General features: G+C 35.9%; 9 protein-coding genes and 1 pseudogene. 1 reads left to right on the plus strand and 9 read right to left on the minus strand.

The features are described 5' to 3' along the window. Nucleotides 1-132 precede the first annotated feature (132 nt). Complete coding sequence (gene filB, locus ACSC97_RS16475; RefSeq protein WP_099948134.1) at nucleotides 133-966, minus strand: putative pilus system C39 family peptidase FilB; 834 nt, start codon at nucleotides 964-966, stop codon at nucleotides 133-135. A gap of 861 nt (nucleotides 967-1,827) precedes the next feature. Continuing rightward, a pseudogene (gene filA, locus ACSC97_RS16480) lies at nucleotides 1,828-2,788 on the minus strand (putative pilus system protein FilA). Nucleotides 2,789-3,310: 522 nt separating this feature from the next. Here filA and pabB point away from each other — a divergent pair. Beyond that, nucleotides 3,311-4,654 carry an aminodeoxychorismate synthase component I gene (gene pabB, locus ACSC97_RS16485; RefSeq protein WP_436662016.1) on the plus strand — a complete coding sequence of 448 codons (1,344 nt, stop codon included), beginning with the start codon at nucleotides 3,311-3,313 and terminating at the stop codon, nucleotides 4,652-4,654. A gap of 17 nt (nucleotides 4,655-4,671) precedes the next feature. On the opposite strand, the gene hisC is transcribed toward pabB, so the two are convergent. The 7 genes from hisC to ACSC97_RS16520 all read right to left on the minus strand — a co-directional run bounded on the left by hisC (nucleotide 4,672) and on the right by ACSC97_RS16520 (nucleotide 11,505). Further along, entirely contained in the window at nucleotides 4,672-5,757 is a 1,086-nt protein-coding gene (gene hisC, locus ACSC97_RS16490) for a histidinol-phosphate transaminase (protein ID WP_436662018.1), read from the minus strand. Between the two features lie 61 nt (nucleotides 5,758-5,818). Further along, on the minus strand, nucleotides 5,819-7,108 hold the full coding sequence (hisD, locus tag ACSC97_RS16495; protein WP_042892937.1) for a histidinol dehydrogenase: 1,290 nt from the start codon (nucleotides 7,106-7,108) through the stop codon (nucleotides 5,819-5,821). Between the two features lie 106 nt (nucleotides 7,109-7,214). Then, nucleotides 7,215-7,898 (minus strand): ATP phosphoribosyltransferase, encoded by a 684-nt coding sequence (gene hisG / locus ACSC97_RS16500; protein ID WP_004952306.1) that lies wholly within the window; start codon nucleotides 7,896-7,898, stop codon nucleotides 7,215-7,217. After that, nucleotides 7,895-9,154 carry a UDP-N-acetylglucosamine 1-carboxyvinyltransferase gene (murA, locus tag ACSC97_RS16505; RefSeq protein WP_004952303.1) on the minus strand — a complete coding sequence of 420 codons (1,260 nt, stop codon included), beginning with the start codon at nucleotides 9,152-9,154 and terminating at the stop codon, nucleotides 7,895-7,897. The genes hisG and murA overlap by 4 nt, the downstream gene beginning before the upstream one ends. 6 nt (nucleotides 9,155-9,160) lie before the next feature. Further along, nucleotides 9,161-9,412 (minus strand): BolA family iron metabolism protein IbaG, encoded by a 252-nt coding sequence (ibaG, locus tag ACSC97_RS16510; RefSeq protein ID WP_004914432.1) that lies wholly within the window; start codon nucleotides 9,410-9,412, stop codon nucleotides 9,161-9,163. A 136-nt stretch (nucleotides 9,413-9,548) separates the two neighbouring features. Beyond that, a complete protein-coding gene (gene hpf, locus ACSC97_RS16515) occupies nucleotides 9,549-9,890 on the minus strand; it encodes a ribosome hibernation-promoting factor, HPF/YfiA family (RefSeq protein ID WP_004914435.1) in 342 nt (113 codons plus the stop codon). A 166-nt stretch (nucleotides 9,891-10,056) separates the two neighbouring features. After that, nucleotides 10,057-11,505, minus strand: a complete 1,449-nt coding sequence (locus ACSC97_RS16520) for an RNA polymerase factor sigma-54 (protein ID WP_436662022.1) — start codon at nucleotides 11,503-11,505, stop codon at nucleotides 10,057-10,059. Nucleotides 11,506-11,798: the final 293 nt, after the last annotated feature.

Raw genomic sequence — 11,798 nt, forward strand, 5'->3', positions numbered from 1 at the left:
GGCAAAAGAACTTATTTAGACCAATCATCAAAGACTTCATTGATGACTTTATTCTCGATAAAAATCATCTGCTACCACAGAGAATCTATAAATGATAGTGCGTAAGTCCTAATCTATTATTAAATTCTGTGATTATTTACGCTTATAATACATACGCATGTATGTAGTGATCGGTTTATTGTAGTTTTCTGAGTTTGGATCAGCATCAAGTACCCTACGCATTGTAGAGGCTTTATCAGCAAGTTTCTCAAACTTCTGCGTAGGGAATTGAATTTCAGCCAAAGCATATCGATTGACTGTAGCATCATCTACGTGGCGCATATCTTCATCTTTTAACGCCAATAAGTCCTTTCGATATTGTCCAGGAACATCTACGATAAATAAGGTATTGTTATCCCATACTTCTCGAAATCGAGTTTCATCAAAACTTATATTTCCAAGAGCTGGATCTGCAACATACACACGCCCATCTTTATAAGCTTTATAAACAACAAAATGTTTAAATCCTGCATATGTTATTGGAACAATTGCTGGCTGCTTAAGCGCAATTAGATCTGAAAACTCACCGCGATATCCCCCACTATTTAGACCTAAAGCCGCAACAAATCTCTTCATATCAAGTAGGGAGAAACTTCTTCTTTCAATGATTCGTTGATATTCACCGTACTGAAGCAAGCCACTCATCGTTTGCTGTTCTGTTAGCTTTAAACCACCGTATCCATTTAAAAGTGTCGTCAATGCCGCCGAACCACAACTATAGTCATATGCTTGACGTACGATGCCTCGAAACTGATCTTCAACAGCGGGTTTGATAACAACTGCTTCCCGATGATTACGGGTAAATGAAGAGTTTCTAGAATCCAAAGTTTCAGTATAATATACTGTTCCTTCTGGTTTTTTTTCTATTTCAAAGGCTTGCGTTGTAAAGTAATACATCAATGCAGAGCCTAGAGCTATCTCTAACATAATTCTCTTTTCTTAACAGCGGCATAATTTGCCTTATTCATTTTATTCTTAGCGTCAATGACACTACTTCCCTGTGTGATGAAGATACCTTTTTTTATAAAAAAAAGCAGCCTTTTTTTATTCTTTTTGATGAAATGTTATAAATTCTTTATAACCCTATATTTTAAAAAATATTATCTAAAAACACCTTATGTAAAACCAATTCAATATTTAGCTGAGAATTAAAAGCGGACTGGTTAACTTGGGTGTATTGACATTTCCTGTATAAAAAATTTCGATTGTCTAAAGATAATAAGCTAATGAAAATATTTACATTAATCGGTAAGAATACAGATAAAAAGTGAATTTTTATCGATGGTTCTCATATCAAAGCAGATCAATTATTCTGCTAGATTAAAGATTAAGGCAAATCAAAAAGCATTAGAGGGAATGGCTCAAAAAATAAATTTACCCATTGATATGGTGGTGCAATTGAAATTATGGTCACGGATGAGACACATGATATTAAGTTTTTACCTAAGTTGACACAAAATTAGATAGATTTTGAAGAGCTAGAAGTTTTATGCGCAAATAAGGGTTATGATCCTTAACCACTATGAGAACAAATAAGGGAAACGAATACAAATATTCCATGAAAATCGAACACTGAGCCAAAAATCAATCATAAGGAATAGAATCCATTTAAAATTAGACATTTATTAAAAAAACTTCCTTTGTTAATTAAGGAGTGTGTATATAAAATTAGTTTAATGAGCCATAACATTAGTTAAAATTTTGTAAAAATGGACTGTCATTTAACTTTTCTTCCAAAATTTCAAATTAAAAAAAGCGCAACTAGTGCGCTTTTTTTATCTAATTTGTTTAATGACCTGAGATAGTGATCGTTGAAGAACCCATACTCAACCCTTGGATTTCAACATCACCAATAGATGCTGCTGTAGTTGTACCCAAATGAATACCTTTCACATAAATGTCATTTTTAGCTGTACTGTTGTTTGTAATTTCCAAACCTGTAGTCTTAACCTTGATACCAAGATCAACATCAATTGCTCCACCAGTAGCAGAACCACGAACATGGATACCATCCAATTGAATAACACCACCAGCTGCATTATCTTTAATACCTAAATTAGTAATATCAAGACCAGATAATGAAGACTTAACCAAAATCATTGAACCTTGAGGTGTTGCACCTAATTGAACATTAGCACCAATGGAACCTAGCTCTAAATTAAGACCTGTAATAATTTCATTTGTTGTACTAGCAACAACACCACGCTTAACACTCGTAGTAGCACTAGTAATTGTTGGAGCTGCAGAAGTTGCTGAAGCACCAACACCAATAGAACCAACTTTAACTTTAAGTCCAGCTGTTTTAACACCAATATTTAAAAATGCTGTTGTACTTGCAGCTGTAGGTGTCGGTGTTACGCCAGCATCAGCATCAATAACTAATTGTAGGAAATCACCTGTACCTGTTGCACTATAAACGCCAGCAGTACTCAAACCACCAACTTGACCAACATGAATACCATCAATTGAGATCGCACCAGATGTCGCCTTGCCACCCAAATTTTGACCGTTAAAAGCAGCTGTAGCCGCTAAACCACCATTATCATGCAAGTAATAACTTATCAATAGAAATACCCTTAGTGCCTACGCTAGCATCTAAACTTGCGTTCCTACCTAAAGCAACACCAATATTAATACCATCTTGACCAGTAGCAGAGCCAAGTGCAGCGTCATCCATTGCTTGCATAGCCATTGCATTTGCGCTAATCGCCATTGAAGAAACTAAAGCTAGTTTAGTAAACATTTTCATCGAGCACTCTCCCAAGAGCATTTATTTTTTGACTTACACTACTCTAAACTGTCCACTGTTGTTTTTTCTTAAATGACAACTTGAACTTCCGATCCTTGAGTAGTTCGCTTAGCAAGTACTAAATTACCTGTTTGTTATTTTATGTTCAACTCCTGTTAATCGCTTTTTAGTAATAAACCGATAAACAGCATAAAAAATACACTATTACATTACAACTCATAGTCAGTAATAACATTGTGAATTATCTGTATATTTATAAGACTAATTTTTAAAAAACAAGTATACATTTCTCTCAGTTCTCCTTTTATCTGAATGGATAAGATATTTACATAAATGTTAACAATGACACTTTTTGCCATTTTTATGCATTTAAATTACTGATAGTGACAATTTTTATGAGATGAATCACAATTACTGTTTAAATGATTTTCGAATTACAACCTGTTTTTGAAAAATTCCGATGATTTCTCACTATTGTAGTACAATTATTTCTTATGATTTGCATGTGTTATTTTCAAGTTTATGAGCCAGTTTCAGCAAAAACTCAATATTTCATCTCTATCAGTCTCTGAAATTCTATTTCAGTTGAGAGAGTTAATTGGTCTGGTTTATTTGCATGATCAAAACTCACCTATTATTAGTTTTTTGCCAAAACATTATTTAATCTTCGAAAATTCAACATCACGACAGTTCACTCAACTTGAGTTAAACCAATACCATCAAATTACGCATCCTTTATCGATCATCAATTTTGCTCAGTTTAGCAAAAATCCAATATCAGCCATTGAATCAATTTCTTTTAAAGGTGGATACATCGGCTTTATAAGTTATGACTATTGTTCAAACTTATGCGTTAAAACTGCTATGCGCTCTCAACCCAGTCTTTTTTTAGGTGAATATTCAAGTTATCTTAAATATCATAATGGTGAATGGTATTTCTATGGCAATGGAAAAAAATCAGTAAAAACATATAATTATATTCTATCCCTTTTGTCTAAAAATAAATCAGATCACCTTGAATCATTATCTTTACAGGATCAATGTACACCTCGTTGGTCTAAAATCAAGTATTTACAAGCATTTAGCAGAATTCAAGACTATATTAAAGCTGGTGATTGTTATCAAATAAATTTAACTCAAGAGTTTACAGCAAAAGCGAAAGGCTCCCTACTTAGTAAATCAAATGATTTTTGGCAATTAACTCATGCACCATATGCAGGCTATGTAAAAATTAATGAATTCGAGCTTTTAAGTTGTTCACCAGAGCTATTCATTGAATTTGATAATAAAAATAAAATTAAAACTCGACCAATCAAAGGCACCATGCCAAGACACCAAGATCCCGAACAAGACCTTATTTCAAAAGAAAAGTTAACAAATTCAAAAAAAGATCAGGCTGAAAATGTGATGATTGTGGATTTACTAAGAAATGATTTAAGTGTTTATGCAGAAACTGGTTCAGTAAAAACAACAAAATTATTTGAAATTGAAAGTTTTAATCAAGTTCATCATATGGTGAGTGAAATCACCGCGACATTAAAAGAAGAAGTTAATCCGATGCAAATGTTGCTATCAGCACTTCCAGGAGGCTCAATCACAGGGGCACCAAAAATTCGCGCAATGCAAATTATCGATGAACTTGAAGAATCTCCACGCGGTGCCTATTGCGGAAGTTTAGGATATTTTAATTACGATGGTACAGGTCGCTGGAATATTCTAATTCGTAGTATTCAAAAAAATCAGGACAATCTTTCGATTTGGGCTGGTGGTGGAATTACTATCGCATCTGATGCGGAAGCCGAATACCAAGAATGTTTTGATAAAGTTTCTGCCATGCTTGATTTACTCAATACATGGCAGAAATAAAATACACTACTTCAAAATTAACTTATCAGCATTTTTAATGTATCAACTAGGCGCTGATTTTGTTCATCAGTACCAATCGTGATACGCAAAAATTGATTAATTCTTGGTTTGTTGAAATAGCGAACAATAATACCTTGCTCACGCAATTTTTCTGCAAGTTGTGCTGCATCGTGTAAGGAGTGTGTAGCAAAAATAAAGTTTGCTTTTGAAGGCAAAACATTAAAACCTAGCTCAGTTAGGTTAGCTACCAATTTTTCACGACTTGCAATGACTTTATCACATTGTTCTTGAAAATAATCTTGATCTTCAAAAGATGCTACAGCTGCAGCAATTGCAAAACGGTCAATTGGGTATGAATTGAAACTATTTTTAACAGCTTCAAGTGCAGCAATCAAATGGGCTTGTGCAATGGCAAATCCAACACGCAATCCAGCCAGTGAACGAGATTTGGAGGTTGTTTGACATACAACCAAATTCTCATAACGACTTACAAGTTCAACCGCTGATTCTGCTCCGAAATCTACATAAGCTTCATCAATAACAATCACACAATTCGGATTAGCTTTTAACACTTTTTCAATTTTGTCCAAACCTAATGCAATACTCGTTGGTGCATTTGGGTTAGTGATAATGATGCCACCATTTTCCTGTTCATAATCTGAAATATCTATTTCAAATTTTTCATTCAATGGAATTTGCTTTGTTTGAACACCAAAAAATTGACTATAAACTGGATAAAAACTATAGGTTATATCTGGATATAGAATTGGTTCTTGCTGAATGAAAAATGCTTTAAAAATATGAGCAAGCACTTCATCAGAACCATTTCCCACGAAGACTTGGCTAACATCAACATTTTGTTGTTTAGCGATTGCTTGTTTTAAAGCCGTAGCATCTGGATCAGGATATAAACGAAGGGCATCAGCTTGATGAGTCAAAACAGCTTGCACTGCATCAACCACTTTTGGTGATGGTGGATAAGGATTTTCGTTTGTATTCAGTTTCAATAAATTCTGTATTTTTGGTTGTTCACCAGGTACGTAAGGCTCTAAATCACGAACCTCAGGACTCCAAAAACGCATTTGTTCAATTGTAAATGCCATTTTATATACTCTCAAAACTCTCTAAAAAGGAACTTTATCAGCCCCTATATTCGTGGGTTAGCTATTGATAACGATAACGAGCTGATCGAGCATGTGCATCGAGATTTTCTTCCACCGCTAATACGTCTGCTGCTTTTGCTAAGGTTTTGACACCTTCTTTTGAGCACATAATTAAGCTTGAGCGTTTCTGAAAATCGTAAACACCAAGCGGTGAGGAAAAGCGAGCTGTACCAGATGTTGGTAGGACGTGATTAGGCCCCGCACAATAATCACCTATTGCTTCAGGAGTATAGCGCCCCATGAAAATTGCGCCCGCATGACGTATTTCTTGACTCATCAACTCTGCATCATCTAGACATAACTCTAAATGCTCTGGAGCAACTTGGTTGATAAGATCAACTGCTTCTGCACGATTCTTTACAAGCACTAAGGCGCCACGATTTTCAATAGAAGTTCGAGCAATATCTGCCTTTGGCAGTTCGTTCAAATGCTTTTCAATTGCAATTTCCACAGCATTTAAAAGATTCTCATCGGGTGTAATGAAAATTGATTGAGCCACAGTATCATGCTCTGCCTGAGACAATACATCCATTGCCAACCATTCAGCATTATTTTCACCTTCAGCATAAACAAGAATTTCTGAAGGACCTGCGATCATATCAATGCCCACTTGACCGAAAACTGCTCTTTTAGCTGCGGCAACAAAGCGATTACCTGGCCCAGTTATTTTATCCACCGCTGGTATTGTTTCAGTACCATAAGCCAGAGCTGCAACAGCTTGTGCACCACCTATTGTAAAAACTCGGCTCACACCAGCTAAATATGCTGCTGCTAATACCAATGGATTAAGTTCACCATTGGGTGCAGGAACAACCATAATAATTTCAGGTACGCCAGCAACATGGGCTGGTAAAGCATTCATAAGTACAGACGATGGATAAGATGCTAAACCACCAGGTACATAGATCCCAACACGATCAAGTGGAGTGACTTTTTGACCTAATGTATTTCCCAAATCATCAACATAAGTCCACCCTTCTTGCTTCTGAGCTTGATGAAATGAACGAATTCGTTTTGCTGCTAACTCAAGTGCATCACGAGTTTCAATGGTTAAACCCTCAAAAGCGGATTTGAGTTGTTCTTGGCTGAGCTCTAAGTCTGAGAATTGATGCGCAGGATGTCGATCGAACTGTTGCGTTAACTTAAGTACATGCTGATCACCGTGTTGACGAACATCGGCAATAATTTGGTCTACGGTTTGTACTAATTGAGGATCATTTACAGTTTCAAATGCTAATAGTTCAGCAAATATCTGCTTAAAATTTTGATCCTGAGTCGATAAACGTCGCATCAATTTACCCACAAGGCGAAAAAGAGAAGAATAAGTTTACTCTTTTTCGATGTCCTTGTGGGCATCATCTCAACAACTATCACTCAGTTTTCATAGGAAATCACGTTTAACGTGATTGGACTGCTTGTTCAAGTTGAGTCAAAATTGGATTTAATAAAGCTTGTTTACGTTTAAAACTCGCTTTATTGACAATAAGACGCGAAGAAACTTTACAAATCTCTTCTAATGGCTCTAAACCATTGGCACGCAAAGTATTGCCCGTATCAACGACATCGACAATATAATCACCCAAGCCTACTAATGGCGCAAGCTCCATTGAACCATAGAGCTTAATCACATCAACTTGTTCACCTAAGCTCGCATAATATTGACGCGTCAAATTGACATACTTCGTCGCAATCTTCAAACGTCCTTTCGGACGTTCCATTCCAACTTTACCAGCAGTCATTAATTTACAATTGGCAATTTTCAGGTCAAGTAACTCATACACATGTTGAGCTCCATGTTCCATTAATACATCCTTACCCGCGACACCAAAATCTGCTGCACCGTTTTCCACATATGTTGGCACATCAGAAGCACGTAAAATCAAAATACGTACTTTCTTATGTGTTGTTGGAAAAATCAATTTACGAGATTTATCAGGATCTTCAAGTAAATTTATGCCTGCATTTTCAAGTAATGGCAATGTTTCTTTTAAGATACGACCTTTACTGAGTGCTAAAGTTAAACCATGATCAAAATTACCCATTACATCAAAATTCGGATCATCGTTTCTTAAGTCATTCATCCTTTTACTCGCTTAATCTGAGCGCCTAAACTTTGCAATTTTTCTTCAACATGTTCATAGCCACGATCTATATGGTAAATACGATCAATTAGTGTTTCACCTTCTGCAACTAAGGCTGCAAGCACTAGTGAAAATGAAGCACGTAAATCTGTAGCCATAACAGGTGCAGCCTGAAGTGTTTCCACACCAGTTACGATCGCATCATGGCCTTCTACCTGGATATTTGCACCCATACGTGAAAGTTCAGGGACATGCATAAAGCGATTTTCAAAAATTGTTTCCGAAATCGTCGCAAAACCACGACCGATTGCATTCACGGCCATGATTTGAGCTTGCATGTCAGTCGGAAATTCCGGATGAGGCAATGTTCTAAAACTAACAGCTTTAGGACGTTTCCCTTGCATGTCTAGTTCAATCCAATCATCGCCACGAGTAACTTCCGCACCCATTTCCTCGAATTTATCTAATACAGCTTCTAATAATGCTGGATCTGTATGCGTCGTTTTGATACGACCACCAGTGATCGCTGCAGCAGCTAAATATGAACCAGTTTCGATACGATCCGCTACGACTGCGTATTCACAACCATGCAGACTTTCAACACCAGTTACTACCAAAGTGTCTGTATCAAGACCTTCAATTTTTGCACCCATTTTAATTAGCATTTGGGCGAGGTCTGTAATCTCAGGCTCTCTTGCAGCATTACGAATTGTGGTAACACCATCTGCTAAAACAGCAGCCATCAAGATATTCTCTGTACCACCCACGGTCACCATATCAAAAACGACTTCACCGCCTTTTAATCGACCATCTACTGAAGCATGAACATATCCATTTTCAACTTCAATATGTGCACCTAACGCTTCCAAAGCTTTTAAATGCTGATCAACTGGACGTGAACCAATTGCACAACCACCTGGTAACGATACTTTTGCATTACCATAACGTGCTAATAATGGACCTAACACTAAAATTGAAGCACGCATTGTTTTCACAAGTTCGTATGGTGCAAATTGATTATCTAATGTTGATGCATCAGCACGAACCGTATCCCCTTCATAGGTCATGGTAATGCCAAGACCCGCTATTAATTTAACTAATGTATTTACGTCTTTTAAGTTTGGTACATTGGTTAAAGTAGTCGGAGAGTCCGCAAGAATCATTGCAGCGAGTAAAGGTAAAGCTGCATTTTTAGCACCAGAAATGCGTACTTCACCTTCGAGCTTAACACCGCCCGTAATTAAAAATTTATCCATTAATATTTAAGCTCCGAAAAGGCTTGCTTTACGCCATTCGTCTTTAGTCATTGCACGAATAGTAACTGCGTGAACTTCACCACTCGCGATATAAGAATTAAGAGGTGCATATACGGCTTGTTGACGTGTAAGAGTTCTCTTTCCTTCAAATTGATCATCTACAATACGAAGGTCGAATTTTCCAGCTTGTCCACTCACTGCTACTTCTGCTTCAGGGAAAGCTTCTTTTAAAATTTGCGTGAGCTGTTCACTATTCATTACAAGACCTCTTATACAGCCAATGGTGTAAAACCGCATATTTTACTATAACTTTTTCACATTATTCAGTAAGCAGTTTCTTTTTTTAAAAATAAAAAAAGAGGCTATCAAAATTAGCCTCTTTCTTAAAAGTAATTTAACTTAAAACAACCAACTCATGTTGATAAGAACATTGCATTTTTCTATGTTTAGCAAGCTGTCTTTTTAATTTTTCTGTCAGTTTTTTTATTGAAGTATACATATCATCTGCTGTTGCTTGAGCAAACAGCTCAACCCCTGGTAAACGTATGATGGCCTCAGCTATATGATTGGCACTCCCCTTATGCGAACGCTTATCGATTTGATGATCTTTCGCTAGTTTAATTTGCATACTGTTTACTTGATCAAGATGCTTAGTCATTTGACTAAACTTTTCTTTTATATTTTTTTCAATTGCTGGTGTAATGGTTAAATGGTGTCCACGAATTGTTATTTGCATAATTCTATCCCTCACCTTTTCTTAGGATTCAAGAAATAACTAAAACAAATTAATGCACATGAGTGGTTCAGTATCCATTAAATCATTTCAGTGATCTCTCTAGTGACTATTAAAAAAATTCATTATTTCGTCATAATGAGCTATTAGAATAGTCACACCTTAAAATTTAGATCAAGACTTTTCTTTCGGAAGATGAAGGAATATGTAACGATTCTCTATATTTTGCGACTGTTCTACGAGCAACCTCAATCCCTTCTTTTTTCAACATCTCTGCTATTGCATTATCTGACAAAGGCTTACGTGGATTCTCATTAGATACGAGCTTTTTAATCATGGCACGAATCGCAGTCGAAGATGCTTCCCCACCAGAAGTTGTTCCCACATGACTTGAAAAAAAGTATTTCAATTCAAATAACCCACGGGGTGTGAGCATATATTTATTGGTTGTCACACGAGATACTGTTGATTCATGTAGTTCAACTTCTTCTGCAACATCACGCAAAACTAAAGGTTTCATCGCTTCAGCACCTTGCTCAAGAAATGCTCGCTGATGTTCAACAATACATGTTGCAACCTTCAATAATGTTTTATGACGCTCATCTATACTCTTAATAAAGTTCTTTGCTTCTAACATTTGATTTCGTAAATAAACATTATCGTCACTTTGATCTGCTCGACGAATCATATTGGAATAAAATGAATTAATCCGTAATTTAGGCATTACATCCGGATTTAATTGTACATTCCAATGCTGATCTTTCTTTGCGACAACGACATCAGGTACCTGATATTCTGATTCTTGTTGATCAAACTCCAACCCAGGATAAGGCTTTAAGGTTTTAAGTAACTCAATAGCATTAGTTAGTTGTTCTTTTGATAATCCAGTTTGTTTCAATAATTTATTTAAATCATTAGAAATCAGCAGTTCATAGTAATTTAAAAGCTGCTTTGCTTCGGCTAAAAAAGGTGTTTTATCTTTAATTGTTTCTAATTGAATTTGCAAACATTCAGCCAAACTTCTTGAGCCAACACCTATCGGCTCTAAACGTTGAATATGTTTTAAGACAACAATAACCTCATCTTCTTCAACATTTTCGTCGTTATCAACCTCTCGTAACAATTGATTCACAGCAATTAAAATATCTGTCAAATCAGCATCTAGAAATCCCTTATCATCCAAAGAGTCCACAATACAATAAGCAATCAGCTTATCTACCCTAGAAAAATGCAAAAGATTAACTTGTTCTAGAATATGTTCTTTTAAACTAAGGTGAATTTGTCTGTTATCTTCTCTCTCTTCATACTCCGGTGTAGCAAGTGCGGTGGATTGATGCGTATAAATATCATCCCACTCTGTATCTACAGGTAAATCATTAGGTAAATGATCTGCATTCAATTCAGATGTTAAATCTTTATTTTCATTAGCTTCAACGCTATTTAAACTTTCAATACTATTATTATCTTCAATTTTTTCGAGCAATGGATTACTATCAAGTTGAATCTGTATTTCTTGCTCCAACTCCAGACTAGATAGTTGTAAAAGTCGAATCGCCTGCTGCAATTGAGGAGTTAACGATAAATTATTCGCTACTTTCAACCCAACAGATAATTTCATAATCATTTCCTATATTAGAACAAGCAAAAAACATGCCTATAAAATTACTTATAACACAAAGAAACTTGAACAACTATAAGTAAACTTACTTTCCATCTATCTATATGTTAAAAAAACTAGCAAAAAAAGATTTATATAAACTTTATTGGTTGGTTACGTGTTTTATATGGGAAAGAAACACAATAAAAAACACCCCCTCTGCATTAGCGGAGGGGGTGTTTAGTATTTAAAAGCTGGCGATGACTTACTCTCACATGGCAAACGCCACACTACCATCAGCGCGAAGAGGTTTC

The organism is Acinetobacter sp. P1(2025), assembly GCF_051390655.1.
Taxonomy (GTDB): Bacteria; Pseudomonadota; Gammaproteobacteria; order Pseudomonadales; family Moraxellaceae; genus Acinetobacter; species Acinetobacter junii.

What these genes read in the sequence shown, in the direction of transcription:
- filB (WP_099948134.1), bottom strand. Translation starts at nt 966, where the DNA reads ATGTTAGAGATAGCTCTAGGCTCTGCATTGATGTATTACTTTACAACG.
- pabB (WP_436662016.1), top strand. Translation starts at nt 3,311, where the DNA reads ATGAGCCAGTTTCAGCAAAAACTCAATATTTCATCTCTATCAGTCTCT.
- hisC (WP_436662018.1), bottom strand. Translation starts at nt 5,757, where the DNA reads ATGGCATTTACAATTGAACAAATGCGTTTTTGGAGTCCTGAGGTTCGT.
- hisD (WP_042892937.1), bottom strand. Translation starts at nt 7,108, where the DNA reads ATGCGACGTTTATCGACTCAGGATCAAAATTTTAAGCAGATATTTGCT.
- hisG (WP_004952306.1), bottom strand. Translation starts at nt 7,898, where the DNA reads ATGAATGACTTAAGAAACGATGATCCGAATTTTGATGTAATGGGTAAT.
- murA (WP_004952303.1), bottom strand. Translation starts at nt 9,154, where the DNA reads ATGGATAAATTTTTAATTACGGGCGGTGTTAAGCTCGAAGGTGAAGTA.
- ibaG (WP_004914432.1), bottom strand. Translation starts at nt 9,412, where the DNA reads ATGAATAGTGAACAGCTCACGCAAATTTTAAAAGAAGCTTTCCCTGAA.
- hpf (WP_004914435.1), bottom strand. Translation starts at nt 9,890, where the DNA reads ATGCAAATAACAATTCGTGGACACCATTTAACCATTACACCAGCAATT.
- ACSC97_RS16520 (WP_436662022.1), bottom strand. Translation starts at nt 11,505, where the DNA reads ATGAAATTATCTGTTGGGTTGAAAGTAGCGAATAATTTATCGTTAACT.